Consider the following 23,039-nt stretch of genomic DNA (forward strand, 5'->3'; position numbering starts at 1 on the left):
AATGACGGCTTCCATGACGCGTTATGCGGGTCCGATCAGCCAGGCGGCAGTCCACGCGCATGCCCTGGTCGCCAACGGCTTCGCTGAGGATCAGGCCCTGGCCGAGGTGCTGGACCGGTATCCTGCGGATCTGTTCGACATCAACCTGTACGACTACGACGACGAAGGGCAGGTCAGCCTGCGGACGGGCGCGCGCGGGCGGCTGAACGGCGCCGAACTGCTTGAGGCGATCCAGCAGGGCCGGCTCTGGGTCAATATGCGCGACGTCGAGCGCGGCTGGCCCGAGCTGTGGCAGGCGACAATGGCCGAGTTCGACCGGATCATGGACCACGCCTATCCGGGCCTGAAGGCGGTCAGCCGCAATGGTCAGCTGATCCTGTCGTCGCCGAAGGCTCGGGTGCCCTATCACTTCGACGCGTCGGGGGTGATCCTGTTCCACATGCGCGGCCGCAAGCGGCTGTTCGTCTTTCCGGGCGATGAGGCGCATCTGCCCGAGCGCAGCATGGAGCAGGTGATCGCACGGCAGACGACCGAGGAAATCCCCTATGTCCGCGCCTTCGAACAGGACGCTCAGGCGATCGACCTGGAGCCTGGTCAAGCGCTGACCTGGCCCTTCTTCGCGCCGCATCGGGTGGAGAATCTGGACCGGTTCTGCGTCTCCCTTTCGGTCGACTTCCAGACCTGGAGTTCGCGACTGAGACGAGGGGCCCTCTACACCAACGCCGTGGTGCGCAGCCGGGGAGGGGCGCCCCGCTCGACCGACCAGATGGGAACGCCCGAACTGGCCGCGCGCTGGGCGGCGTCGGTGCTGCTGAAGAAGACCGGCGCCCTGAAGAGCCGCCTGGAGAACTTCGAGCGTGACTTCGTGCCTGAGGCGGGCGCTGTGGACGGCGCCGGGCGGCTGAACGCAGAGGCGGCGGGAGGCCAAGGTTAAAAGGGGTTCATGACCTCGATTTAAACTGACTTTGCGACGTGGGGCCCCCAGTCTCGCCTGGACACAGAGACAGGGAGAGCTCGCTGATGAAACCCGCCGCTATCGCCGCCGCCTTGGGATCCGCCCTGGCCGCATCCGCCGTTCTGGCGGCTCCGGCGCTCGCCGCTGAAGTGACCATCCGCAATGCGGTGGCGCGTGTGATCGTCATTCCGGAAGACCGCGCGGATGTCGGGGTGGAGATCACCCAGGGCGCAGCCGATCTGCCGGAACTGCGCATCGAACGTCGCGGCGATCAGGTGCGGATCGACGGCGGCTTGGGCCGCGCGCGCGGCATGGGCGGCGGGCTTATCGGATCCTGCAACAATAGCCGGGCCGACGCTCGCCAGCCCGGCGACGGCGCCACGGTCGAGGTGCGGGGCAAGGGGCGGATCCGGATGGAGGATGCGCCGATGATCGTCCTGCGCACGCCGCGCGACGTGGACGTCAACGGGGGAGGGGCTGTGTTCGGCTCCGTCGGGCGCGGCGCACGCTCGGTTGACCTTGGGTCTGGCGGCTGCGGATCGTGGACGGTGGCCAATGTCGAGGGCGACGTAGACCTGTCGGTCGGCGGATCGGGCAGCATCCGTGCGGGGACCTCCCGCAATCTGGAAGCGTCGGTCGGCGGCTCCGGCTCGATCTTTGCTGGGGCGACAGGCAGGCTGGAGGCCAATGTGGGGGGCTCAGGCAATATTGAAGTGGCCCGGGTGGATGGGGAAACCGAAATCGCCATCGGCGGTTCGGGCGGCGTGCGGGTGCGCGCTGGGCGCGCTCCGTCGCTCAAGGTGTCGATCGGCGGTTCGGGCGATGTCCGCTTCGAGGGAACGGCCGGCGATGTGTCAGCGGCCATCGCCGGGTCGGGCGATGTCCGGGTGGCCGAGGCGACCGGCCGCGTGTCGCGCTCGATCGTCGGATCAGGAGACCTGCGTATAGGCCGCTGACGCCGCGAAAGGTTTCTGAAGGAAAAGGCCCGGGAGCGTGGAACCCTCCGGGCCTTTTTCATGTCTGCAGTCGGGCATGAGCCAAACAAAAACCCCGGCGGATCGCTCCGCCGGGGTTTCGTCATTCCAGGCGGCCCTTGCGGACCGCGTAGACGTCTTAGTAGCCGAACAGGGCGGCGACGCCGTTGTGCGTGCGGCCCAGGTTGGCGCCGGCTTGGTCGCGGGCTTGCAGACCGCCGCCGAAGCTGTAGCGCATGCCGATCTTGAAGACGTTGGCGTCGACGTCCAGGTCCGAGGACTTGACGTAGTCGTAGCCGCCGAAGACCGAGTACGGCGAGTTGGCGAACTGATACTCGGCAGCCACGCCGGCCGACCAGGCGTCCACGTCGCCAGCGCCGATGAAGATGTTGTCGGCGTCGACGTTGGTGTAGGCGGCGCCGCCGCTCAGGCGCAGTTGCGGCGTGGCGTAGAAGGCGGCGTCGCCGGCCACGGTCCAGATGTCGGCGTCAGCAGCCGTGCCGTACGAGACGACGCCCGTCAGGGTGGCGCGGTCCAGGTACTTCTGGCCTTCCAGGCCGAAGGTGTTCAGCGTGGTCGCGCCCAGTTCCGAAGCGCCGTAGAAGCCGCCGAAGCGCATGTCTTCGATCTTCTTCGACAGGTGGACGGCGCCGGCCAGGGTGGTTTCGTCGCCAGCGTCCTTGACGTCGGTGTAGGCGGCTTCGGCGTTGAAGGTCACGGTCCAGTCGCCGAACACCGACGAAGCGACGGTGCCGTCGATGACGCCGCGGTTCACGTCCGTGCCGTCCACGTCGGCGTAGTTATAGGCGATGCCGGCCGAGCCGATGGCGTCTTGAGCGAACGCGGGAGCGGCGATCAGGGTCGCGGCGGCGACCGAAGCGAGAAAGACGGTTTTCATTTTTTTGTCCTTATGTACTGCCGCCAGGAAGCTGAGCCGCCCGGCGATGGGCAAGACATAGGTCGCAGTTTGGCGCTTTGCCGTAACAAACATGTCGTGGCGCTGTCACACTGGGGCGATGTTGCCCAAAAGTGACGCATTGAGGCATAACTGCGTCAGTATACGGCGATCATTGCGGCGGCGCCTTTCCAGGGCGTTCATATGGCCGCTTTCCGGCCGCAGTCCCTAACGATCAGCCCGCGTTATGTTGCGGCGCACCGTTTCAGGGGCCGCGCGGGCGGTGAGTCGCAAACCCTGACGGGACGGGGATTTCCACGCTTGACGGAAACGGAATCGGAGGGCATAAGCGCCCCTCTTGTTGGACCGGCTGTGCACTTTCGGGTGCAGACGCGGTTCGCAGGAACGACCTAAGTTACTGTTCTTTGCAGCTTCTTGGGAACTTACGGCCTTCGCGGGGGACTGCGTGGGCCGCTCGTTTTTGCGGATTTGCGTTTCCTGGGGACGAGTTTTCGTCTCGGGGCTTCGGTCTTTGAAATGGTTCACAGGGACGCGGCTCCGGCCGCATGGGAATAACAACCGATATGGATCAAAGCATCCGCATCAGGCTCAAGGCCTTCGATCATCGCGTCCTCGACTTTTCGACGCGCGAAATCGTCAACACCGCCAAGCGCACGGGCGCGACCGTTCGCGGTCCGATCCCGCTGCCGACCCTGATCGAAAAGTTCACCGTGAACCGCTCGCCGCACGTCGACAAGAAGTCGCGCGAGCAGTTTGAAATCCGCACGCACAAACGCGTGCTCGACATTGTCGACCCCACCCCGCAGACCGTGGACGCGCTCATGAAGCTCGACCTGTCCGCTGGCGTGGACGTCGAGATCAAGATCTAAGAAAGAAAGAGGCGGGATCCGACATGCGCACGGGCGTGATCGCCAAGAAGCTGGGGATGACCCGCGTGTTCGCCGATGACGGCGCACACGTTCCGGTCACTGTACTCCAGCTCGACGGCTGCCAAGTCGTCGGCCAACGTACCAAGGAGCGCGACGGTTACGTCGCCCTTCAGCTGGGCGCTGGCGTTAAGAAGGCCAAGAACACGGCCAAGGCTCAACGCGAAGTTTTCGCGAAGGCCGAGGTTGAGCCGAAGGCCTATGTGACCGAGTTCCGCGTGGGCGAAGACGCCCTGCTGGACGTGGGCGCCGAACTGTCGGCCGACCACTTCCTCGCGGGTCAGAAGGTCGACATCCAGGGCCATACCATTGGTAAGGGCTTTGCCGGCGCCATGAAGCGCTGGAACTTCGGCGGTCTGCGTGCTTCGCACGGCGTGTCGATTTCGCACCGCTCGCACGGTTCGACCGGCCAGCGTCAGGATCCGGGTCGCGTCTTCAAGGGTAAGAAGATGGCCGGTCACCTGGGCCAGGAAGTCGTCACCACCCAGAACCTGACCGTCGTCCGCGTGGACGCCGAGCGTGGCCTGATCATGATCAAGGGCGCTGTCCCCGGTCACGACGGCGCTTACGTCAAGGTCAGCGACGCCATCAAGAAGGCCCGCCCTGCGGACGCTCCGTTCCCGGGCGCCGTCAAGTCGGCTGCTGCTCAACCCGCTTCGACGCCGGCTGAACAAGCTCCGGCCGTGGAAGCGACCGAAGGCGGTGAAGCGTAATGAAACTCTCGGTCATCAAACTCGACGGCAAGGCTGCTGGCGACGTTGAGCTGTCGGACGCCGTCTTCGGCATCTCCGACATCCGCGGCGACCTGCTGGCCCGTTACGTCAACTGGCAGCTGGCCAAGCGCCGCGCCGGCACCCACAAGGTTCAAACCCGCAACGAGAACTCTCGTACGGGCAAGAAGATGTACAAGCAGAAGGGCACGGGCGGCGCCCGTCACGGCTCGCGTCGTGCGCCCCAGTTCGTCGGCGGTTCGCCGGCGTTCGGCCCGGTCGTTCGCGACCACGGCTTCTCGCTGCCGAAAAAGGTCCGCGCCCTGGCGCTGAAGCACGCCCTGTCGTCCAAGGTTAAGGCCGGCGACCTAGTCGTCGTCGACAGCGTTTCGGTCAAGGAGCCCAAGACGGCTTCCCTGCGCGAAACCTTCGGCAAGCTGGGCTGGACCAAGGCTCTGATCATCGCGGGTCCGGAAGTCGACGCCAACTTCGGCCTGGCCGCGCGCAACATCCCGCACATCGACGTGCTGCCGAACGCCGGCCTGAACGTCTATGACATCCTGCGGGCGGACAAACTGGTGCTGACCAAGGCCGCCGTTGAGGCGATCGAGGCCCGCTTCGCTGAGAAGGAAGCCGCATAATGGCCGCCGCTCAACCCACCGCCAAGCACTACGACACCATCCTGGCTCCGGTGATCACCGAGAAGGCCACGATCCTGTCGGAGCAGAACAAGGTCGTGTTCCGCGTCGCCGGCACGGCGACCAAGGACGAGATCGCCGCTGCGGTCGAAAGCCTGTTCAAAGTCAACGTCCTCAAGGTCAACACCCTGGTTCAAAAGGGCAAGACCAAGCGCTTCCGGGGCATCCTCGGTCGCCGCGTGGACATCAAGAAAGCGATCGTGACGCTGGCCGATGGTCAGTCGATCGACGTCACGACGGGGCTCTAAGACCATGGCTCTGAAGCATTACAATCCGACGTCGCCGGGCCGCCGCGCCCTGGTGCTGGTCGACCGCTCCGAGCTGCACAAAGGCCGCCCGGAGAAGTCGCTGACCGAGGGCCTGACCAAGTCGGGCGGCCGTGGTCAGGGCGGTCGCATCGCTGTCCGCTTCCGCGGCGGCGGCGCCAAGAAGCTGTACCGCAAGATCGACTTCAAGCGTCGCAAGTTCGACGTGGTCGGCACGGTCGAGCGTCTGGAATACGACCCGAACCGCACGGCCTTCATCGCTCTGGTGAACTACGCCGACGGCGAGAAGACCTACATCATCGCGCCTCAGCGCCTGCACGCCGGCGACACCATCGTCGCGGGTGAAAAGGTCGACGTGAAGCCGGGCAACGCCATGCCCCTGCGTTCGATGCCGGTCGGCACCATCATCCACAACGTGGAGATGAAGCCGGGCAAGGGCGCTCAGCTGGCCCGTTCGGCCGGCGCCTACGCCCAACTGGTCGGTCGCGACCAGGGCTACGCTCAGATCCGTCTGGGCTCGGGCGAACTGCGCATGGTTCTGGACTCGTGCCTGGCCGTGGTCGGCGCGGTGTCGAACCCCGAGCACATGAACCAGAACCTGGGCAAGGCTGGTCGCAAGCGTCACATGGGCTGGCGTCCGCACGTCCGCGGCGTCGCCATGAACCCGATCGACCACCCGCATGGTGGTGGTGAAGGCCGGACCTCTGGTGGTCGTACCCCGGTTACGCCGTGGGGCAAGGACACCAAGGGCACCCGCACCCGCAAGAACAAGGCTACGGATAAGTTCATCATCCGTACTCGCCACGTGAAGAAGGCTCGCTAAGAATGGCCCGCTCCTCCTGGAAAGGCCCGTTTGTCGACGGGTATCTGCTCAAGAAGGCCGACGCCGCTCAATCGTCGGGCCGCAAGGACGTGATCAAGACCTGGTCGCGCCGCTCCACCATCCTGCCGCAGTTCGTCGGTCTGACGTTCGGCGTCCACAACGGCCAGAAGCATGTGCCGGTGTCGGTCTCCGAAGAAATGGTCGGCATGAAGTTCGGCGAGTTCGCCCCGACCCGGAACTTCCCGGGCCACGCGGCGGACAAGAAGGCCAAGAGGAAGTAATCCATGGCCCAGACCAAGAACCCCCGTCGCGTTGCTGCGACCGAGGCCCGCGCCAAGCTGGTCAACGTCCGTATCAGCCCGCAGAAGCTGAACCTGGTGGCCCAATCGATCCGCGGCCTGCCGGTGCAGAAGGCTCTCAACGAGCTGGAATTCAGCCGCAAGCGCATCGCCGGCGACGTCCGCAAGGTCCTGTACTCGGCCGTCTCGAACGCCGAGAACAACCACAACCTCGACATCGACAACCTGGTCGTCGCCGAGGCCTTCGTGGGCAAGAACCTGGTGATGAAGCGTTTCGCGAGCCGTGCTCGCGGCCGCTCGTCGCGCATCCTGAAACCGTTCAGCGAAATCACCATCGTGGTTCGCGAAGCAGGTGAGGCCGCCTGATGGGTCAGAAAATCAATCCGATCGGTCTACGCCTCGGCGTGAACCGCACGTGGGACAGCCGCTGGTTCGCCGGCGGCGCCGACTACGCCAAACTGCTCCATCAGGACCTGAAGCTGCGCACGTGGCTGAAGGAACGCCTGTCGGCCGCCGGCGTGTCGCGCATCATCATCGAGCGTCCGCACAAGAAGTGCCGCGTGACGATCTACGCCGCCCGTCCGGGTGTCGTGATCGGCAAGAAGGGCGCTGACATCGAGAAGCTGCGCAAGGACATCGCCGCTCGCACCGAAGGCGAAGTTCACCTGAACATCGTCGAGGTCCGCAAGCCGGAAACCGACGCTCAGCTGATCGCCGAGAACATCGCTCAGCAGCTGGAGCGCCGTATCGCGTTCCGCCGCGCCATGAAGCGTTCGATGCAGTCGGCCATGCGCCTGGGCGCCAAGGGCGTCCGCATCAACGTCTCGGGCCGTCTGGGCGGCGCCGAAATCGCTCGGATGGAGTGGTACCGCGAAGGTCGCGTGCCGCTGCACACCCTGCGCGCCGACATCGACTATGGCTTCTATGAAGCCAAGACGACCTACGGCATCATTGGCGTGAAGGTCTGGGTGTTTAAGGGTGAAGTGCTCGAGCACGACCCGATGGCTCAGGACAAGCGCTGGGCCCAGGAAGCCTCGGGTCCGTCGTCCAACGAAGGCCGTGGCGGCCCCCGCGGTGATCGCGGTCCTCGCCGTGGTCGTGAGGGCTGATAGGCCATGTTGCAACCGAAAAAGACCAAGTACCGCAAGGCCTTCAAAGGCCGCATCCACGGCTCGTCCAAGGGTGGTTTCTCGCTGAACTTCGGCTCCTACGGTCTGAAGGCCGTCGAGCCGGAGCGCATCACGGCGCGTCAGATCGAAGCGGCTCGCCGCGCGATCACCCGTCAGATGAAGCGTCAGGGCCGCGTCTGGATCCGTATCTTCCCCGACGTGCCGGTCTCCGGCAAGCCGGCCGAAGTGCGGATGGGTAAGGGCAAGGGTGCGGTGGACCATTGGGCCGCTCGCGTGGCCCCCGGCCGCATCATGTTCGAAATCGACGGCGTGCCGGACGACGTGGCTCGTGAAGCGCTGCGCCTCGGCGCCGCCAAGCTGCCGATCCGCACCAAGGTGGTCACCCGCCTGGACGCCGGCATCGTTACGGAGCAAGCCGCCTAATGACCAAGATCGCCGATCTCCGGTCGCAAACCGTCGACCAACTGTCCGACGAGCTGCTGAAGCTCAAGAAGGAACAGTTCAACCTGCGCTTCCAGGCCGCCACCGGCCAGATGGAAAAGACCCACCGGGTCTCGGAAGTGCGCAAGGACATCGCTCGCATCTCGACGCTTCTGCGCGAGAAGCGTGCGGCCTCGTAAGGAAACACCGATGCCCAAACGCATTCTTGAAGGCGTGGTCGTCTCCGACAAGGGCGACAAGACCGTCGTCGTGAAGGTCGAGCGCACCCTGCTGCACCCGCTGCTCCGCAAGACGGTTCGTAAGTCCAAGAACTACCACGCTCACGATGAGGCGAACGCTCTCAAAGTCGGCGATATCGCGCGCATTATCGAATGCGCCCCCAAGTCCAAGTTGAAGCGCTGGGAAATCATTTCCCCGTCTTCGGCTTCGTAAGAAGAAGGATCGGATCCCATGATCCAGATGCAAACTAACCTGGAGGTCGCCGATAACTCGGGCGCTCGCCGGGTCATGTGCATCAAGGTGCTCGGCGGTTCTAAGCGCCGTTACGCCTCGATCGGCGACACCATCGTCGCCTCGGTGAAGGAAGCGATTCCGCGCGGCCGCGTGAAGAAGGGCGACGTCGTTCGCGCCATCGTCGTGCGCACCGCGAAGGACATCCAACGCAAGGACGGCTCTGTCATTCGTTTCGACAAGTCGGCCGCCGTCATCGTCAACAAGCAGAACGAGCCTGTCGGCACCCGTATCTTCGGCCCGGTTCCGCGCGAGCTGCGCGCCAAGAACCACATGAAGATCATCTCGCTGGCTCCGGAGGTCCTGTAACCATGGCCGCGAAGATCAAGAAGGGCGACAACGTCGTCGTCCTCACCGGCAAGGACAAGGGCCGCACCGGCCAGGTGATCCGGGTCCTGCCGACCGAGAACCGCGTCGTCGTGCAAGGCGTCAACATGGTCCAGCGCCACACGCGCCCGACCCAGGCTGACCCGCAAGGCGGCATCAAGCACAAGGAAGCCTCGCTTCACCTGTCGAACGTCGCGATCGTCGACGGCAACGGCAAGGCGACCCGCGTGGGCTTCAAGGTCGAGGGGGACAAGAAGGTCCGCTTCGCCAAGTCGACGGGAGACGTCATCTGATGGCCGACACCAAGTACATGCCGCGTCTCAAGACCGAATATCAGGACCGCATCCGCGGCGCCCTGAAGGAAAAGTTCGGCTACACGAACGAGATGCAGATCCCCAAGCTGGACAAGATCGTCCTGAACATGGGCATCGGTGAAGCCGTCGCTGACTCCAAGAAGGCCACTGCGGCCCTCAAGGACCTGACGGCCATCGCCGGTCAGAAGGCCGTGCCGACCAAGGCTCGCAACTCCATCGCCGGCTTCAAGCTGCGCGAAGGCATGATCATCGGCGGCAAGGTCACCCTGCGTGGCGCCCAGATGTACGAGTTCCTGGACCGGTTCATCACGATCGCCCTGCCGCGCGTGAAGGACTTCCGTGGCCTGAAGGGCACCTCGTTCGACGGTCGCGGCAACTACGCCACGGGTCTGAAGGAGCACATCGTGTTCCCGGAGATCAACTACGACCAGATCGATCAGATGTGGGGCATGGACATCATCGTCTGCACCACGGCCAAGACCGATGAGGAAGCCAAGGCTCTCCTCACCGAGTTCAAGTTCCCGTTCGTGAACTGAGCGGGAAGGGAAGAGAACAATGGCTAAGAAAAGCGCCGTAAACCGCAACGAAGCCGTCAAGGCCCTGGTTGCGAAGTATGCCGCGAAGCGGGACGCCCTGAAGGCTATCGCCAACGACGAGAGCCTGCCGCTTGAGGAGCGTTTCGATGCGCGCCTGAAGCTGGCGGCTCTGCCGCGCAACTCGGCTCCGAGCCGCATTCGCAACCGTTGCGAAGTGACGGGTCGTCCGCGGGCTTACTACCGCAAGCTCAAGATGAGCCGTGTGGCCCTGCGCGAGCTGGGCAACATGGGTCAGATCCCCGGCTTGACGAAGTCGAGCTGGTAAGGGGAGCGAACAGACATGATGATCAACGATCCCCTGAGCGACATGATCGCTCGCATCAAGAACGCGGCCACCCGCAAGCGTTCGACGGTGCTCACCCCGGCTTCCCGCCTGCGCCAGCGCGTCCTGGACGTGCTGCAGGACGAGGGCTACATCCGCGGCTATTCGCTGGTTCAGAACCCCGGCGAGTTCCCGCAGTTCGAGATTGAGCTGAAGTACTTCGACGGCCAGCCGGTGATCGCCGAGATCGCCCGCGTGTCGAAGCCCGGCCGTCGCGTCTATTCGGCCATCGGCGATCTGAAGCCGGTCAAGAACGGCCTCGGCATCTCGATCCTTTCGACTTCGAAGGGCGTCATGTCTGACGCCGCCGCGCGCGACGCTAACGTCGGCGGCGAAGTCCTGTGCAGGGTCTACTGATATGTCTCGTATCGGCAAGAAAACCATCGCTGTGCCGAAGGGCGTGACTGTCACGCTCAACGGCCAGGACATCACCGTGAAGGGTCCCAAGGGCGAACGCTCCTGGACCGTCGCCGAAGAGATCGAAGTCAAGCAGGAAGGCGACGAACTGTCGCTGACCCCGCGTTCGGACACGCAGCGCGCCAAGGCCATGTGGGGCCTGTCGCGCACTCTGGTCGCCAACATGGTGACCGGCGTGACCGACGGCTTCGAGAAGACCCTGGAACTGGTCGGCGTCGGTTACCGCGCCGCCCTGAAGGGCAAGGATCTCTCGCTGCAGCTCGGCTTCTCGCACGACGTCGACATCGCTCCGCCGGAAGGCGTCACCTTCGCTGTGCCGAAGCAGACCGAGATCAAGATCTCGGGCGCCGACAAGCAGGTCGTTGGTGAAATCGCCGCCGTCATCCGCAAGATGCGTCCGCCGGAGCCGTATAAGGGCAAGGGCGTGCGCTACCAGGGCGAATTCGTCCGGCGCAAGGAAGGCAAGAAGAAGTAAGTCATGGCTCTCTCTCTTCAACAACAAGCCAAGCGCCGCGCCGAGCGCACTCGCCGTCGCCTGAAGGCTGTCGCCAACGGTCGCCTGCGTCTGTCGGTTCACCGTTCGGACAAGAACATCTCGGCCCAGATCATCGACGACGCCCAGGGCGTCACGGTGGCTGCCGCCTCGTCGCTGGAAGGCGGCAAGGGGTCCAAGGGTTCGGACGTCGCAGCCGCTGCCATGATCGGCAAGCTGATCGCCGAGCGCGCCATCGAGAAGGGCGTCACCGACGTCGTCTTCGACCGTGGCGGCTACATCTATCACGGCCGGGTCAAGGCGTTGGCGGAAGCCGCGCGCGAAGCCGGCCTGAACTTCTAAGGGAACGGCAAGCATGGCTCGTGAACCCCAACGCGGCGGCGGCGACCGCAACCGTCGCGACAACCGCAACGCTCCCGTTGATGGTCCGGATTCGGACATCGTCGAGAAGCTGGTGCACATCAACCGCGTGGCCGCGACCGTCAAAGGCGGCCGCCGGTTCTCGTTCGCGGCCTTGATGGTCGTCGGCGACGGCAAAGGCCGCGTCGGCTTCGGTCATGGCAAGGCGCGCGAAGTGCCGGAAGCCATCCGCAAGGCGACCGAAGAAGCCAAGAAGACCATGATCAAGGTTCCGCTGCGCGAGAACCGCACCCTGCACCACGACGGCAACGGCCGTTGGGGCGCCGGCAAGATCATGATGCGCGCGGCGCCTCCGGGCACCGGCGTCATCGCGGGCGGTCCGATGCGTGCAGTCCTCGAAACCCTCGGCGTCCAGGACGTCGTGGGCAAGTCGACCGGCTCGTCGAACCCGTACAACATGATCCGCGCCACCTTCGAAGCTCTGAAGGTTCAGTCGTCGCCGCGCCAGATCGCCTCCAAGCGGGGCAAGAAGGTGTCCGACCTGATGGGCCGCCGCAATGACGGCGCTTCGGCGCCGGAAGCCGTGGAGGGCTGATAGATGGCCAAGACCGAGAACAAGACTGTGACCGTCCGTCAGGTCGGCAGCCCTATCCGCCGCAAGGGCGATCAGCGCGCCACCCTGGTGGGCCTGGGTCTCAACCAGATCGGCCGTGAGTCGACCCTGGAAGACACCCCCTCCGTCCGTGGGATGATCGCCAAGGTCGCCCACATGGTGGAAGTGGTCGAGAAATAAGACGCTTCGCCCTCTCCCGTTCGCGGGGGAGGGCGTTTCGCTTTATGAAGAAGCATCTTGCGATGCAGACGCGGGTCGCTTAATCAGCGGCCCTTCAATTTATCCAACGCCGAGTCAGGACCGCCTGGCGGACCTGGCGCTAGAACCCGAAAGGATCAGGCAATGAAACTGAACGAAATCCGCGACAACGAAGGCGCAACCAAGAAGCGCATGCGCGTCGGCCGTGGCCCGGGCTCGGGCAAGGGCAAGACCGCCGGTCGCGGCGTCAAGGGCCAGAACTCGCGTTCGGGCGGCGGCAAGGTCGGCTTCGAAGGCGGCCAGATGCCGCTGTACATGCGTATGCCCAAGCGCGGCTTCAACGTGCCGAACGCCCCCAAGCTGGCTGAAGTTAACCTCTGGCGCCTGCAAGAAGCCATCGACGGCGGCAAGCTGGACGCCAAGGCCGAGATCAACGGCGCGGCCCTGGTCGCCGCCGGCGTGATCCGTCGCGTCAAGGACGGCGTGCGCGTCCTGGGCGAAGGCGAACTGAAGGCCAAGCTGAACCTGGTGGTCTGGTCGGCCTCGGCCGGCGCCATCAAGGCGGTGGAAGCCGCCGGCGGTTCGGTCAAGCAAGAGCGCATCGAGGCTGAAGCCAAGGCCGCCGCCCGTCTCGAGAAGCGCAACGCCGCTCGCGGCAAGGCCCCGGCGCCGAAGGCTCCGCTGGGCGACGCCAACAAGGTCTCGGCTCGCGCCAAGCGCGCTGCGGCCAAGGCCTAAAATCCGATATCGTCATCCGTCGGGGGCGCGGTTCGCTGCGCCTCCGCCGGGAACGTCCGGACAGGGATGACGATTTTCCGAAAGCGGCCCTCGCAAGAGCGCCGCTTTCCGCCTATCTGAGCACGGGCATGACTATGGTGACCGTGTGGGGAGCGCCTGATGGCTTCGGCCGCTGAACAACTTGCTGCCAATATGAACATCGGCTCGTTCGCGAAAGCGACCGAGCTGCACAAGCGCCTGCTGTTCACGCTGGGCGCGCTGCTGGTCTATCGGATCGGCACCTATGTTCCGATCCCTGGGATCAATGGCGAGGCCTTCCTGGCCTTCTTCCAGAATCCGGATGGCCAGCGCGGCATCCTGGATATGTTCAACATGTTCTCGGGCGGCGCCGTCGAGCGCATGGCCGTGTTCGCGCTGAACGTGATGCCCTACATCTCGGCGTCGATCATCGTCCAGCTGATGGGCGCGGTGTATCCGCCGTGGGAGAAGCTGAAGAAGGAAGGCGGCGAGTCGGGCCGCAAGCAGTTGAACCAGTACACCCGCTATCTGACGGTGTTCCTGGCCCTTGCCCAGTCTTTCGGCATCGCGGTGGGCCTGAACGCCCAGCCCGGCCTGATCGACCAGCCCGGCCTGTTCTTCATCATCTCGACGGTCACGGTCCTGACCGGCGGCACCATGTTCCTGATGTGGCTGGGCGAGCAGGTGACGGCGCGCGGCGTCGGCAACGGCATCTCCCTGATCATCTTCGCCGGCATCGTGGCGGTTCTGCCGTCGACGGTGGCGCGCATGCTGGGCCTGGCCCAGCAGGGCCAGATGTCGGCCTTCACCCTGTTCTTCATCGCCATCATGGCGGTGGCGGTCATCGTCTTCATCGTCTTCATGGAACGCGCCCAGCGCCGCCTTCTGATCCAGTATCCGAAGCGCCAGGAAGGCAACCGCATGACCGGCGGCGAGCGCAGCTTCCTGCCGCTGAAGGTCAACACCGCAGGCGTGATCCCGGCCATCTTCGCCTCGTCGCTGCTGATGCTGCCGACGACGGTGGCTCAGTTCACGGCGAACGCGAACTTGCCTGAGTGGATGAGCTGGCTGCCGCTGGTGACGGCGCAGCTGACGCACGGCAAGCCCGTCTTCATGGTGCTGTACGCCGCCCTGATCATCTTCTTCTGCTTCTTCTACACCTCAATCACGTTCAACCCCGAGGACACGGCCGAGAACCTGCGCAAATACGGCGGCTTCCTGCCGGGGATCCGTCCGGGCAAGCGCACGGCTGAGTATCTGGACTATGTGCTGACCCGCCTGACGGTGATCGGCGCCGGCTATATCACCGCCGTCTGCCTGCTGCCGGAGTTCATGATCAGCAGCCTGGGCAACGCCGTGTATTTTGGCGGAACGTCTATCTTGATCGTGGTCTCGGTGACGATGGACACTGTCGCCCAGATCCAGTCGCACCTGCTGGCTCACCAGTACGAGGGCCTGATCAAGAAGGCCAAGTTGCGCGGTCGTGGTCGGGGCGGTTCCGCTCCTGCCCGTCGCTGATCGGGTAGGGGGCCCGAAGACATAATGAACCTGATCCTGTTCGGGCCGCCTGCGGCCGGCAAGGGCACCCAGGCCAAGCGGCTGGTCGAGGGGCGGGGCATGGTCCAGCTCTCGACCGGCGACATGCTGCGCGCGGCGATCGCTTCCGGCTCCGAACTGGGGCTGAAGGTTAAGGACGTGCTGGCGCGCGGCGACCTCGTCACCGACGAGATCGTCATCGCTCTGATCGAAGCCCGTCTGCCGGAGGCTGAGGCCGCCGGCGGGGCCATCTTCGACGGCTTCCCCCGCACGGTGGCTCAGGCCGAGGCCCTGGACGCCATGCTGGCCAAGCGCGGCGCCCAGATCGACAGCGTCATCCGCTTGAAGGTGGACGACGCCGCCCTGACCGACCGGATCGGCAAGCGGTTCGCCGAACAGGGCCGGGCCGACGACAATCCCGAGACCTTCAAGGACCGGCTGGCCGTCTACAACCGTCAGACCGCGCCGCTGCTTCCCTACTATGAAGGCCAGGGCAAGCTGACCGAGGTGGACGGGATGGGCGACATCGCCGCCGTGGCCGCCGCCATCGACGCGGCGCTGGACGCCTGATCGGGCGCGCGATCTGATCTCCTCGACTTCTGAAGCGTTAGCGTTCGGAAGCCTGTGCGGGAGAGACGGTTGCGACCGGAACGAATGAAACAATGGCGCTGGGGCGCGGCGGGGCTGGCAGCTCTGCTGCACCTCGGCGCCTTTGTCCTTTTGGGCGTAGGGCGGCCCGAGACGACCTTGGACGCCCCGCCGCCGCTGATCATTGTCGACCTGATGCCCTTTGAGCGCCCTGAGCCGCCTCCGCCTGCAGAACCGGCCGTGACGCAAGGGGGCGGAGCGCCCGCCGCCGCCTCAAGCGTGCGTCCCCCGCGACCGCGTCCGGCGCCGCCTCCGCCCGAAGTCGTCGCGCCCCCGCGTCCCGCTCCCGAACAGCCGCTGGTCGTCGGCGCGGCGCCCGAGCCCGGTCCTGCGCCGGGTCAGGGCCAGGGCGGGCAAGGCACGGGCAGCGGCGGCGGAAGCGGGTCCGGCGTGGGACCCGGCGTCGGCGATGGCCCGCCGCGCATCATTCGCGGCCCGACGGTGGGCGAACTGCGGGGCCTGCACCCGCGCGAAGCCTTCCGCCAGCGCCGGGGAGGGCGGGCGACGCTGGCCTGCCGGGTTCGTCTGGACACCACTTTGAGCGACTGCCGCCTGGTGGACGAAACGCCGCCGGGGATGGGATTCGGCCAGGCGGCCCTTGCGGCCTCTCGATATTTCCGCTTTCGTCCTCCGACGCAGAACGGAGCGCCGATTGATGGTCGAGAGGTCCGGGTGGGGGTCGAATGGCCCTGAACCATCCTGCTCACGGCGCTTGCCCGTTGACGCATCGGGAATCCCCTGTATAAGGGCGGCCTTCCGCGAAGGGCGTACACGCTCCTGGTCTGTTGACCGGAGCGGTTTCTGCGTCTGATTAACGCGTACTTGGAGAATTTCGTGGCCCGTATCGCAGGCGTCAACATTCCGACCAACAAGCGCGTTGAAATCGCGCTTCAGTACATCCACGGCATTGGCGCGCACAACGCCAAGGAGATCACGGCCAAGATCGGCATCGAGCCGGCTCGCCGCGTGAACCAGCTGACCGACGCGGAGATCCTGCAGATCCGCGAAACCATCGATCGCGACTTCACCGTCGAAGGCGACCTGCGCCGCGAGACGTCGATGAACATCAAGCGTCTGATGGATCTGGCCTGCTACCGCGGCCTGCGTCACCGCAAGGGCCTGCCGGTCCGCGGCCAGCGCACTCACACCAACGCTCGCACCCGCAAGGGTCCGGCCAAGCCGATCGCCGGCAAGAAGAAGTAAGAGAGAGGCCTGACGGATGGCTAAGGAACCGGGTCGCGTTAAGCGCCGCGAACGCAAGAACATCACCTCGGGCGTCGCCCACGTGAACGCTTCGTTCAACAACACCATGGTGACCATCACCGACGCTCAAGGGAACGCGATTTCCTGGTCGTCGGCCGGCCACATGGGCTTCAAGGGCTCGCGCAAGTCGACGCCGTACGCCGCTCAGATGGCTGCGGAAGACGCCGGCAAGAAGGCCGCCGAGCACGGCGTCAAGACGCTGGAAGTGAACGTCTCGGGTCCGGGTTCGGGCCGTGAGTCGGCCCTGCGCGCCCTGCAGGCCGTCGGCATGACGATCACGACGATCCGCGACGTGACGCCGATGCCGCACAACGGCTGCCGTCCGCCGAAGCGCCGTCGCGTCTAAGGTTCACGCCGCCTACCCCTTCTCCCGGCGGCTCCTGTTGTTCTGAACGTGAGGACACGGAGCCGTCGAAACCCGTTCGAGGGACTTTATGATCGAAAGAAACTGGCAAGAGCTGATCCGTCCCGAGAAACCGCAAGTCGAGGGCGGGTCTGACCCGCAGCACAAGGCGCGTCTGATCGCCGAACCTCTCGAGCGCGGTTTCGGTGTGACCCTCGGCAACGCGCTTCGTCGCGTTCTGCTGTCTTCACTTCAAGGCGCGGCGGTCACGGCCATTCAGATCGACGGCGTTGTTCACGAGTTCTCGTCGCTGGAAGGCGTTCGCGAGGATGTCGTCGACATCGTTCTGAACATCAAGCAACTGGCCCTGCGCATGCACGCTGAGGGTCCGAAGCGGATGACGCTGCGCGCCACGGGCCCCGGCCCGGTGACCGCGGCTCAGATCGAGCTGCCGGCCGACATCGAGGTGCTGAACCCGGATCACGTGATCTGCACCCTGGATGACGGCGCCTCGGTCCGCATGGAACTGACGGTCCAGAACGGCAAGGGCTACGTCGCCGCCGAACTGAACCGCCCGGAAGACGCTCCGATCGGCCTGATCGCCGTCGACGCCCTGTATTCGCCGGTGAAGCGCGTCGCCTATCGCGTCGAGCCGACCCGTCAGGGCCAGTCGCTGGACTACGACAAGCTGATCCTGGAAGTTGAAACCAACGGCGCCGTCTCGCCGGTTGACGCCGTGGCCTACGCCGCGCGCATCCTGCAAGACCAGCTGCAGATCTTCATCACCTTCGATGAGCCGACCAAGGCTGTCGAGCAGTCGGACGGCAAGCCCGAACTGCCCTTCAACCCGGCCCTGCTGAAGAAGGTGGACGAGCTGGAGCTGTCGGTCCGTTCGGCCAACTGCCTGAAGAACGACAACATCGTCTACATCGGCGACCTGATCCAGAAGACCGAGGGCGAAATGCTTCGCACCCCGAACTTCGGCCGCAAGTCGCTGAACGAGATCAAGGAAGTTCTGGCGTCCATGAGCCTGAGCCTCGGCATGGATGTGCCGAATTGGCCGCCGGAAAACATCGAAGATCTGGCCAAGAAGTTCGACGACCAGATCTGATCATTAACCCTCCGCCCAGGTCCCGCGTGGATCGGTTGGGGCGGTTAGAATGAGAGGCCCCAGGTCTCGTCCGAAAAGTAGGGACGAGAAACCAGGGTCGAGTAGGAGAGACCCCGATGCGCCACGGCGCCGCCTATCGCAAGCTCGGCCGCACGGCCAGCCACCGCCAGGCCATGTTCGCCAACATGGCCGCCTCGTTGATCAAGCACGAGCAGATCACGACGACTCTGCCCAAGGCGAAGGAACTGCGTCCCTTCGTCGAGAAGCTGGTCACCCTGGCCAAGAAGGGCGACCTGCACGCTCGTCGTCAGGCCATCAGCGCCGTTCGCGACGTGCCGCAAGTCGGCAAGCTGTTCGAGACCCTGGCTCCTCGTTACGCCGAGCGTAACGGCGGCTACATCCGCATCATGAAGGCGGGCTTCCGTCACGGCGACAACGCCGCCATGGCGGTGATCGAGTTCGTCGATCGCGACGTCGCGGCCAAGGGCCTGGACTCCGGTCCAGTCTTCGCCATCGAGGGCGACGACGAGGCCTGATTTCAGACTTCACTGCTGAAATGCCGAAAGGGCGGCCGGAGCGATCCGGTCGCCCTTTCTGTTCGCCTCCGCCGTGGCTCGGCTGTGGGTAATCGCCGTCGCCGGCTTTTTCAGGCTGAGGGTAAATTGCGTCCGGGTCGCGAAGACGCCAAGCTGTCGCCAAGCCTCGCAGAAGGCTGAGAGTGAACGCATCAGGAGATTCCATGACCCGTCCGCCCGCCGTGATCGCGGCCAGCCTGGCCATTCTGGCCCTGTCTTCCGTCAGCGCCCTGGCGCTCGACGCCGCTTCCGCGCCCGCGGGGGTCGTCTCGCAGGCGGCGCCCGCGCGGGGCCTGACCACGCCGCTGGAGGCCTTTGGCCACGAGGTCGGCGCCGACTATCGCCTGATCACCTACAGCCAGTTCGAACGCTATCTGCAGACACTGGCCGGGCAGTCGGACCGGATGAAGCTGCTGGAGATCGGCAAATCGTCCGAGGGGCGGACGCAATATCTGTCGGTCGTTTCCTCGCCGCAGAACCTGGCGAACATCGACCGCTATCAGGAGATCGCGCGCCGCCTGGCGAAGGCCGAGGGCGTCAGCGAAGCCGAGGCTCGCGCCCTGGCCGCCGAGGGCAAGGCCGTGGTCTGGATCGACGGGGGTCTGCACTCCACAGAAACCGTGCCGCCCCAAGCCCTGATCGCGGCCCTCTATGAATGGCTGACGGCCGAGGACGCCGAGGCCAGGCGCATCCTGGACGACGTGGTCATCCTGTTCGCGCCGCTGAACCCGGACGGATGGGAGCTGGTCTCGACCTGGTATATGCGCAACGAGGACCCGCTGAAGCGCGAGTACGCCTCTATTCCTCGTCTGTATCAGAAGTACGTCGGTCACGATAACAACCGCGACTACTATTTGTCGGCGATGACCGAGACGACCAACGTCAACCGGCAGTTCTTCCGCGAGTGGTTCCCGCAGATCATCTATAACCATCACCAGACGGCGCCGGCGGGGACCGTGGTGTTCATGCCGCCGTTCCGAGACCCGTTCAACTACAACTACGACCCGCTGGTCATGAGCACCCTGTCCGAGGTCGGGGCCGCCATGCACAGCCGCCTGATCGAGGAGGGCAAGCCCGGCTCGACCATGCGCAGCGGGGCGAACTATTCGACGTGGAACAACGGGATGGAGCGCTCCGTCACCTATTTCCACAACGCCGTGGGCCTGCTGACCGAGATCACCGGCCATCCGACGCCCAGCCAGATCAGCCTGATCCCGGACAACCAACTGCCGCGCAACGACCTGCCCCTGCCGGTTGCGCCCCAAACCTGGCGTTTCGCCCAGTCGATTGAATACTCGCAATCGATCAACCGGGCGGTGCTGAACTACGCCTCGCGCAACAAGGACAGGGTGCTGTTCAACATCTGGCGCATGGGCCAGAACGCCATCGACAAAGGCAATACCGACACCTGGCGGATCACGCCCTCGGCGATCGACGCCCTGAACGCAGCGGCCGGCGAGAACGCTCGCCGGGTGGATACGGCGCTGTATGAGAGCGTGTTGCGCGACCCGGCCCGGCGTGATCCGCGCGGCTATGTCATCCCGGCGGACCAGGCCGACCTGCCCACGGCCGTCGCCTTCCTGAACAGCCTGATCAAGACCGGCGTGGACGTGGAGCGGGCGACGCGCGCCTTCACCATCGGGTCTAAGACCTATCCGGCCGGGTCCTATGTGGTGAAGACGGGCCAGGCCTACCGCCCGCACGTGCTGGACATGTTCGAGCCGCAGGATCACCCGCACGACCTGCAGTATCCGGGCGGCCCGCCGAAGCTGCCCTATGACGCGACCGGCTACACCCTGGCCATGCAGATGGGCGTGCAGTTCGACCGCATCCTGGACGGCTTCGAGGCGCCGACCGAGCGCGTCGCCGACGTCATGGCCCCGCCGCCGGGCAAGATCGAGGGCAATGGCCGCGCAGGCTGGTTGATCGATCACGCGCCGATCAATGGCTACGTCCTGACCAACCGCCTTCTGGCGGCGGGCGTGCCGGTTTTCTGGCAGGAAGGCGAGACCCGCGCGGGTCGCCAGACCCTGGCGCCCGGCGCCCTGTGGATTCCGGCCGATGACAAGGCTCGCCCGATCGTCGAGGCGGCGGTGCGCGAGCTGGGACTGAGCGCCCACGCCGTCGCCCGCGCGCCGGGCGGAGAGCGCATCGCACTGAAGCCGGTGAGGGTCGGGCTGGTCGACCGCTACGGCGGTTCCATGGCCTCGGGCTGGACCCAGTGGATGCTGGAGCAGTTCGAATATCCGTTCGAGGTCATCTATCCCCAGCGCCTCGATGCGGGCGACCTGAACAAGGACTTCGATGTTCTGGTCTTCGCCTCGGACATGATCCCGACCGACCTCTCCGCCGCCGCCCAGCGCGAACAGCCGACGCCGGACAGCATTCCCGCAGACTATCGCAGTTGGCTGGGCCACATCACGGCCGAAAAGACGGTGCCTCAGATCGACGCCTTCGCGCGGGCGGGCGGCAGCGTCGTCACCATCGGCTCGGCCCACCGACTGGCCGCCGCCATGGGCGCGCCGGTGCAGGACGTGCTGACGGGACCGGACGGCAAGCCCGTGGCCTCGACCGACTTCTTCATTCCCGGCGCGGTGATGCAGACCGAGGTCGACAACAGCCGTCCGCTCACCTTTGGGGCGCCGTCTCGGATGAACGTCTTCTTCAACCGAAATGCGGGCTTCCGTCCTGCGGGCGAAGGGGCGTCGATGGTGCGCTATCCGCAACAGGTCGAGGTCTCCAGCGGCTGGGCGATCGGGGCGGACAAACTGTCGGGCGCCGATGCGGTGCTGGACCTGGAGCACGGCCAGGGCCGCGTGATCGTTCTGGGTCCCGACGTGGTGAACCGAGCGCAGGCGCGAGCGTCCTCGCGGCTGCTGTTCAACGCTCTGTTTTACGGACCGGCCGTGACGGGCGCCGACGACTGAGCTTGCGCACAGATGCAAATGAAAAGGCCGCCCGATTCGCTCGGGCGGCCTTTTTGTTCGTTGCAAGCTGTCGGTTCAGCTTTCCGTGTCGTCGCCCTGGGCTGCTTTCGCTACCCGCTTGCGCCCGTAGATGAAGTAAACGCCCAGGCCGACTACGTTCCAGATCACGAACCAGATCTGCGTATTCTGCGGCAGGCTGGCCAACAGATACAGGCAGCCGGCGATGGCGATGGGGCCGACGATCCAGCCCAGCGGCGTGCGGAAGCCGCGCGCCATGTCCGGCGCGCGACGACGCAGGATCAACATGCAAAGGGCCACGGCGCTGAACGCCACCAGAGTGCCGGCGTTGGCCAGGGCGACGATTTCGTCCAGCGGGAAGAACAGGGCGATGGTCCCCACCACGCAGGCGGTGAACACGGTGATGCGCACCGGGGCGCCGCCCTTGGACACGCGGGCCAGACCGCGCGGCAGCAGGCCGTCGCGCGCCATGACGAAGAAGATGCGGCTCTGACCGTAGAAGAAGGCCAGGATCACCGTGGGCAGGGTCAGGACCGCCGTGACCGCCAGAAAATGAGCGGCGCCGGGCTGGCTGATCTCGCGCAGGATCAGGGCCAGCGGCTCGGGGCTGTTGGCGAAGCGGGTGAAGGGCGTCGCGCCGAGGGCGACCGTGGCGATGATGGTGTAGATCGCCGCGCAGACCAGCATAGAGCCGACGATGCCGATGGCCAGGTCGCGCTTGGGATTGCGCGTCTCCTCGGCCGCCGTGGCGATGGCGTCGAAGCCGTAGAAGGCCGAGAAGATGATGGCCGCGGCCGCCATCACGCCGCGCTCGACGCCGTCCGGGCCCATGTGACGGGCGAAGCCATAGGGGCTGAAGGGCTCCAGGTTGGCGGCGTTGAAGTGGGGCAGGGCGAACCAGACGAACAGGGCCAGGGCCGACAGCTTCACCGCCACCAGGATCAGGTTGAGCGTGGCGCTTTTCTTGGCGCCCGTCAGCAAAAGGGCGCCGACGGCGATGATGATGAACAGGGCGGGGATGTTGGCGATTCCGCCCGCGTGCGGCCCCTGCATCAGAGCTATGGGCAGGCCCAGCCAGTCACGCAGCAGGGGCGCCGCATAGCCCGACCAACTGACGGCCACGGCGCTGACCACCAGGCTGTATTCCAGGATCAGGCTCCAGCCGATGACCCACCCCGCCATCTGGCCCAGCACCACCCGCGAATAGGTATAGGCGCTGCCCGAAGCCGTCACCGTGCTGGCCATCTCGGCGTAGCACATGGCGGCGCAGGCGCAGACGAAGCCGGCGATCAGGAACGACAGCAGGACGGCGGGGCCCGCCTTGTCCGCGCCGATGCCGATCAGGGTCAGGATGCCGGTGCCGACGATGGCGCCCACGCCCATCGCCACCAGATGCGGCCAGCTGAGGTTGCGCGCCAGGCTCGTGGCGCCGGGCTCTGCGCCAAGGCTTGAGGTGGGGCGCGGTTGCGCGTCTGGGCCGCCCATCGGTGGCTCCTGTCTGGGGGAGGTCATAAAGCTCGCCGGTTTGCGGCGGATGGCCGGGCAATACAAGGGCCATGGGCCTATCGGCCGAC

General features: G+C 65.5%; 33 protein-coding genes. 31 read left to right on the forward strand and 2 right to left on the reverse strand.

What is annotated here, in order from left to right; all coding sequences use genetic code 11:
- Position 1 precedes the first annotated feature (1 nt).
- Positions 2-934, forward strand: coding sequence for a cupin-like domain-containing protein (locus PIB44_RS06090; protein WP_278070750.1), 933 nt, complete (start codon positions 2-4; stop codon positions 932-934).
- 86 nt (positions 935-1,020) lie between these two features.
- Entirely contained in the window at positions 1,021-1,911 is an 891-nt protein-coding gene (locus PIB44_RS06095; RefSeq protein ID WP_278070751.1) for a GIN domain-containing protein, read from the forward strand.
- 157 nt (positions 1,912-2,068) lie between these two features.
- On the opposite strand, the gene PIB44_RS06100 is transcribed toward PIB44_RS06095, so the two are convergent.
- Positions 2,069-2,827 (reverse strand): outer membrane protein, encoded by a 759-nt coding sequence (locus tag PIB44_RS06100; RefSeq protein WP_134580346.1) that lies wholly within the window; start codon positions 2,825-2,827, stop codon positions 2,069-2,071.
- Between the two features lie 581 nt (positions 2,828-3,408).
- Here PIB44_RS06100 and rpsJ point away from each other — a divergent pair.
- The 29 genes from rpsJ to PIB44_RS06245 all read left to right on the forward strand — a co-directional run bounded on the left by rpsJ (position 3,409) and on the right by PIB44_RS06245 (position 21,447).
- Positions 3,409-3,714: a 30S ribosomal protein S10 gene (gene rpsJ, locus PIB44_RS06105; RefSeq protein ID WP_003164367.1), complete on the forward strand. Its 306-nt coding sequence runs from the start codon at positions 3,409-3,411 to the stop codon at positions 3,712-3,714.
- Positions 3,715-3,737: 23 nt separating this feature from the next.
- Entirely contained in the window at positions 3,738-4,484 is a 747-nt protein-coding gene (rplC, locus tag PIB44_RS06110; protein WP_025978157.1) for a 50S ribosomal protein L3, read from the forward strand.
- Entirely contained in the window at positions 4,484-5,122 is a 639-nt protein-coding gene (gene rplD / locus PIB44_RS06115; protein WP_025978156.1) for a 50S ribosomal protein L4, read from the forward strand. Before rplC ends, rplD begins: the two co-directional genes overlap by 1 nt.
- Positions 5,122-5,427 (forward strand): 50S ribosomal protein L23, encoded by a 306-nt coding sequence (locus tag PIB44_RS06120; protein ID WP_003170030.1) that lies wholly within the window; start codon positions 5,122-5,124, stop codon positions 5,425-5,427. Before rplD ends, PIB44_RS06120 begins: the two co-directional genes overlap by 1 nt.
- Positions 5,428-5,431: 4 nt before the next feature.
- Positions 5,432-6,268: a 50S ribosomal protein L2 gene (rplB, locus tag PIB44_RS06125; RefSeq protein WP_025978155.1), complete on the forward strand. Its 837-nt coding sequence runs from the start codon at positions 5,432-5,434 to the stop codon at positions 6,266-6,268.
- A gap of 2 nt (positions 6,269-6,270) precedes the next feature.
- The gene (rpsS, locus tag PIB44_RS06130) at positions 6,271-6,549 is read left to right on the forward strand and encodes a 30S ribosomal protein S19 (protein WP_003164372.1); all 279 of its coding nucleotides are present in this window, start codon (positions 6,271-6,273) and stop codon (positions 6,547-6,549) included.
- A 3-nt stretch (positions 6,550-6,552) separates the two neighbouring features.
- On the forward strand, positions 6,553-6,933 hold the full coding sequence (gene rplV, locus PIB44_RS06135; protein WP_003170028.1) for a 50S ribosomal protein L22: 381 nt from the start codon (positions 6,553-6,555) through the stop codon (positions 6,931-6,933).
- Positions 6,933-7,676 carry a 30S ribosomal protein S3 gene (rpsC, locus tag PIB44_RS06140; protein ID WP_025978154.1) on the forward strand — a complete coding sequence of 248 codons (744 nt, stop codon included), beginning with the start codon at positions 6,933-6,935 and terminating at the stop codon, positions 7,674-7,676. The genes rplV and rpsC overlap by 1 nt, the downstream gene beginning before the upstream one ends.
- Before the next feature lie 6 nt (positions 7,677-7,682).
- Complete coding sequence (rplP, locus tag PIB44_RS06145) at positions 7,683-8,120, forward strand: 50S ribosomal protein L16 (RefSeq protein ID WP_003164375.1); 438 nt, start codon at positions 7,683-7,685, stop codon at positions 8,118-8,120.
- Positions 8,120-8,317 (forward strand): 50S ribosomal protein L29, encoded by a 198-nt coding sequence (gene rpmC, locus PIB44_RS06150; RefSeq protein WP_003164376.1) that lies wholly within the window; start codon positions 8,120-8,122, stop codon positions 8,315-8,317. Before rplP ends, rpmC begins: the two co-directional genes overlap by 1 nt.
- A gap of 10 nt (positions 8,318-8,327) precedes the next feature.
- Positions 8,328-8,570, forward strand: coding sequence for a 30S ribosomal protein S17 (rpsQ, locus tag PIB44_RS06155; protein WP_003164377.1), 243 nt, complete (start codon positions 8,328-8,330; stop codon positions 8,568-8,570).
- Positions 8,571-8,588: 18 nt separating this feature from the next.
- The gene (rplN, locus tag PIB44_RS06160) at positions 8,589-8,957 is read left to right on the forward strand and encodes a 50S ribosomal protein L14 (protein ID WP_003164378.1); all 369 of its coding nucleotides are present in this window, start codon (positions 8,589-8,591) and stop codon (positions 8,955-8,957) included.
- 2 nt (positions 8,958-8,959) lie between these two features.
- The gene (rplX, locus tag PIB44_RS06165) at positions 8,960-9,268 is read left to right on the forward strand and encodes a 50S ribosomal protein L24 (protein ID WP_025978153.1); all 309 of its coding nucleotides are present in this window, start codon (positions 8,960-8,962) and stop codon (positions 9,266-9,268) included.
- A complete protein-coding gene (gene rplE / locus PIB44_RS06170; RefSeq protein ID WP_025978152.1) occupies positions 9,268-9,825 on the forward strand; it encodes a 50S ribosomal protein L5 in 558 nt (185 codons plus the stop codon). Before rplX ends, rplE begins: the two co-directional genes overlap by 1 nt.
- 19 nt (positions 9,826-9,844) lie before the next feature.
- The gene (rpsN, locus tag PIB44_RS06175) at positions 9,845-10,150 is read left to right on the forward strand and encodes a 30S ribosomal protein S14 (protein WP_003170022.1); all 306 of its coding nucleotides are present in this window, start codon (positions 9,845-9,847) and stop codon (positions 10,148-10,150) included.
- Positions 10,151-10,165: 15 nt separating this feature from the next.
- Complete coding sequence (gene rpsH / locus PIB44_RS06180; protein ID WP_025978151.1) at positions 10,166-10,564, forward strand: 30S ribosomal protein S8; 399 nt, start codon at positions 10,166-10,168, stop codon at positions 10,562-10,564.
- Between the two features lies 1 nt (position 10,565).
- Positions 10,566-11,099, forward strand: a complete 534-nt coding sequence (gene rplF, locus PIB44_RS06185; RefSeq protein WP_024353168.1) for a 50S ribosomal protein L6 — start codon at positions 10,566-10,568, stop codon at positions 11,097-11,099.
- Between the two features lie 3 nt (positions 11,100-11,102).
- On the forward strand, positions 11,103-11,459 hold the full coding sequence (gene rplR / locus PIB44_RS06190) for a 50S ribosomal protein L18 (protein ID WP_025978150.1): 357 nt from the start codon (positions 11,103-11,105) through the stop codon (positions 11,457-11,459).
- A 13-nt stretch (positions 11,460-11,472) separates the two neighbouring features.
- Complete coding sequence (gene rpsE / locus PIB44_RS06195; RefSeq protein ID WP_024353167.1) at positions 11,473-12,072, forward strand: 30S ribosomal protein S5; 600 nt, start codon at positions 11,473-11,475, stop codon at positions 12,070-12,072.
- A gap of 3 nt (positions 12,073-12,075) precedes the next feature.
- Positions 12,076-12,270: a 50S ribosomal protein L30 gene (rpmD, locus tag PIB44_RS06200; protein WP_025978149.1), complete on the forward strand. Its 195-nt coding sequence runs from the start codon at positions 12,076-12,078 to the stop codon at positions 12,268-12,270.
- A 162-nt stretch (positions 12,271-12,432) separates the two neighbouring features.
- Complete coding sequence (gene rplO / locus PIB44_RS06205) at positions 12,433-13,026, forward strand: 50S ribosomal protein L15 (RefSeq protein WP_025978148.1); 594 nt, start codon at positions 12,433-12,435, stop codon at positions 13,024-13,026.
- Positions 13,027-13,185: 159 nt separating this feature from the next.
- The gene (gene secY / locus PIB44_RS06210) at positions 13,186-14,562 is read left to right on the forward strand and encodes a preprotein translocase subunit SecY (protein WP_025978147.1); all 1,377 of its coding nucleotides are present in this window, start codon (positions 13,186-13,188) and stop codon (positions 14,560-14,562) included.
- A gap of 24 nt (positions 14,563-14,586) precedes the next feature.
- Entirely contained in the window at positions 14,587-15,150 is a 564-nt protein-coding gene (locus PIB44_RS06215) for an adenylate kinase (RefSeq protein WP_227157328.1), read from the forward strand.
- Between the two features lie 84 nt (positions 15,151-15,234).
- On the forward strand, positions 15,235-15,921 hold the full coding sequence (locus PIB44_RS06220) for an energy transducer TonB (protein ID WP_278070752.1): 687 nt from the start codon (positions 15,235-15,237) through the stop codon (positions 15,919-15,921).
- Positions 15,922-16,062: 141 nt separating this feature from the next.
- Entirely contained in the window at positions 16,063-16,431 is a 369-nt protein-coding gene (gene rpsM, locus PIB44_RS06225; RefSeq protein WP_025978145.1) for a 30S ribosomal protein S13, read from the forward strand.
- Between the two features lie 16 nt (positions 16,432-16,447).
- Positions 16,448-16,837 carry a 30S ribosomal protein S11 gene (rpsK, locus tag PIB44_RS06230; protein WP_003164390.1) on the forward strand — a complete coding sequence of 130 codons (390 nt, stop codon included), beginning with the start codon at positions 16,448-16,450 and terminating at the stop codon, positions 16,835-16,837.
- 88 nt (positions 16,838-16,925) lie between these two features.
- Positions 16,926-17,945, forward strand: coding sequence for a DNA-directed RNA polymerase subunit alpha (locus PIB44_RS06235; protein WP_024353160.1), 1,020 nt, complete (start codon positions 16,926-16,928; stop codon positions 17,943-17,945).
- A gap of 116 nt (positions 17,946-18,061) precedes the next feature.
- Positions 18,062-18,481, forward strand: a complete 420-nt coding sequence (gene rplQ, locus PIB44_RS06240) for a 50S ribosomal protein L17 (RefSeq protein ID WP_025978144.1) — start codon at positions 18,062-18,064, stop codon at positions 18,479-18,481.
- A 203-nt stretch (positions 18,482-18,684) separates the two neighbouring features.
- Complete coding sequence (locus PIB44_RS06245; RefSeq protein WP_278070753.1) at positions 18,685-21,447, forward strand: M14 family metallopeptidase; 2,763 nt, start codon at positions 18,685-18,687, stop codon at positions 21,445-21,447.
- 75 nt (positions 21,448-21,522) lie between these two features.
- On the opposite strand, the gene PIB44_RS06250 is transcribed toward PIB44_RS06245, so the two are convergent.
- Positions 21,523-22,950 carry an amino acid permease gene (locus PIB44_RS06250; protein WP_278070754.1) on the reverse strand — a complete coding sequence of 476 codons (1,428 nt, stop codon included), beginning with the start codon at positions 22,948-22,950 and terminating at the stop codon, positions 21,523-21,525.
- Positions 22,951-23,039: the final 89 nt, after the last annotated feature.

Source organism: Brevundimonas sanguinis (assembly GCF_029636725.1).
Classification (GTDB): Bacteria; Pseudomonadota; Alphaproteobacteria; order Caulobacterales; family Caulobacteraceae; genus Brevundimonas; species Brevundimonas sanguinis.

Bases quoted from the DNA above. Each gene is read 5' to 3' on its own strand.
- rplX (WP_025978153.1), top strand. From the start codon at position 8,960: ATGGCCGCGAAGATCAAGAAGGGCGACAACGTCGTCGTCCTCACCGGC.
- rplO (WP_025978148.1), top strand. From the start codon at position 12,433: ATGAAACTGAACGAAATCCGCGACAACGAAGGCGCAACCAAGAAGCGC.
- PIB44_RS06090 (WP_278070750.1), top strand. From the start codon at position 2: ATGACGGCTTCCATGACGCGTTATGCGGGTCCGATCAGCCAGGCGGCA.
- PIB44_RS06120 (WP_003170030.1), top strand. From the start codon at position 5,122: ATGGCCGCCGCTCAACCCACCGCCAAGCACTACGACACCATCCTGGCT.
- PIB44_RS06100 (WP_134580346.1), bottom strand. From the start codon at position 2,827: ATGAAAACCGTCTTTCTCGCTTCGGTCGCCGCCGCGACCCTGATCGCC.
- rplE (WP_025978152.1), top strand. From the start codon at position 9,268: ATGGCCGACACCAAGTACATGCCGCGTCTCAAGACCGAATATCAGGAC.
- rpsK (WP_003164390.1), top strand. From the start codon at position 16,448: ATGGCTAAGGAACCGGGTCGCGTTAAGCGCCGCGAACGCAAGAACATC.
- rplR (WP_025978150.1), top strand. From the start codon at position 11,103: ATGGCTCTCTCTCTTCAACAACAAGCCAAGCGCCGCGCCGAGCGCACT.
- rplQ (WP_025978144.1), top strand. From the start codon at position 18,062: ATGCGCCACGGCGCCGCCTATCGCAAGCTCGGCCGCACGGCCAGCCAC.
- PIB44_RS06235 (WP_024353160.1), top strand. From the start codon at position 16,926: ATGATCGAAAGAAACTGGCAAGAGCTGATCCGTCCCGAGAAACCGCAA.
- rplC (WP_025978157.1), top strand. From the start codon at position 3,738: ATGCGCACGGGCGTGATCGCCAAGAAGCTGGGGATGACCCGCGTGTTC.
- rplB (WP_025978155.1), top strand. From the start codon at position 5,432: ATGGCTCTGAAGCATTACAATCCGACGTCGCCGGGCCGCCGCGCCCTG.
- rpmD (WP_025978149.1), top strand. From the start codon at position 12,076: ATGGCCAAGACCGAGAACAAGACTGTGACCGTCCGTCAGGTCGGCAGC.
- rpsH (WP_025978151.1), top strand. From the start codon at position 10,166: ATGATGATCAACGATCCCCTGAGCGACATGATCGCTCGCATCAAGAAC.
- rplN (WP_003164378.1), top strand. From the start codon at position 8,589: ATGATCCAGATGCAAACTAACCTGGAGGTCGCCGATAACTCGGGCGCT.
- PIB44_RS06245 (WP_278070753.1), top strand. From the start codon at position 18,685: ATGACCCGTCCGCCCGCCGTGATCGCGGCCAGCCTGGCCATTCTGGCC.
- rpsN (WP_003170022.1), top strand. From the start codon at position 9,845: ATGGCTAAGAAAAGCGCCGTAAACCGCAACGAAGCCGTCAAGGCCCTG.
- rplP (WP_003164375.1), top strand. From the start codon at position 7,683: ATGTTGCAACCGAAAAAGACCAAGTACCGCAAGGCCTTCAAAGGCCGC.
- PIB44_RS06220 (WP_278070752.1), top strand. From the start codon at position 15,235: ATGAAACAATGGCGCTGGGGCGCGGCGGGGCTGGCAGCTCTGCTGCAC.
- rplV (WP_003170028.1), top strand. From the start codon at position 6,553: ATGGCCCAGACCAAGAACCCCCGTCGCGTTGCTGCGACCGAGGCCCGC.
- rpmC (WP_003164376.1), top strand. From the start codon at position 8,120: ATGACCAAGATCGCCGATCTCCGGTCGCAAACCGTCGACCAACTGTCC.
- rpsE (WP_024353167.1), top strand. From the start codon at position 11,473: ATGGCTCGTGAACCCCAACGCGGCGGCGGCGACCGCAACCGTCGCGAC.
- rpsS (WP_003164372.1), top strand. From the start codon at position 6,271: ATGGCCCGCTCCTCCTGGAAAGGCCCGTTTGTCGACGGGTATCTGCTC.
- secY (WP_025978147.1), top strand. From the start codon at position 13,186: ATGGCTTCGGCCGCTGAACAACTTGCTGCCAATATGAACATCGGCTCG.
- rpsC (WP_025978154.1), top strand. From the start codon at position 6,933: ATGGGTCAGAAAATCAATCCGATCGGTCTACGCCTCGGCGTGAACCGC.
- rplD (WP_025978156.1), top strand. From the start codon at position 4,484: ATGAAACTCTCGGTCATCAAACTCGACGGCAAGGCTGCTGGCGACGTT.
- rplF (WP_024353168.1), top strand. From the start codon at position 10,566: ATGTCTCGTATCGGCAAGAAAACCATCGCTGTGCCGAAGGGCGTGACT.
- PIB44_RS06095 (WP_278070751.1), top strand. From the start codon at position 1,021: ATGAAACCCGCCGCTATCGCCGCCGCCTTGGGATCCGCCCTGGCCGCA.
- PIB44_RS06215 (WP_227157328.1), top strand. From the start codon at position 14,587: ATGAACCTGATCCTGTTCGGGCCGCCTGCGGCCGGCAAGGGCACCCAG.
- rpsQ (WP_003164377.1), top strand. From the start codon at position 8,328: ATGCCCAAACGCATTCTTGAAGGCGTGGTCGTCTCCGACAAGGGCGAC.
- rpsJ (WP_003164367.1), top strand. From the start codon at position 3,409: ATGGATCAAAGCATCCGCATCAGGCTCAAGGCCTTCGATCATCGCGTC.
- PIB44_RS06250 (WP_278070754.1), bottom strand. From the start codon at position 22,950: ATGGGCGGCCCAGACGCGCAACCGCGCCCCACCTCAAGCCTTGGCGCA.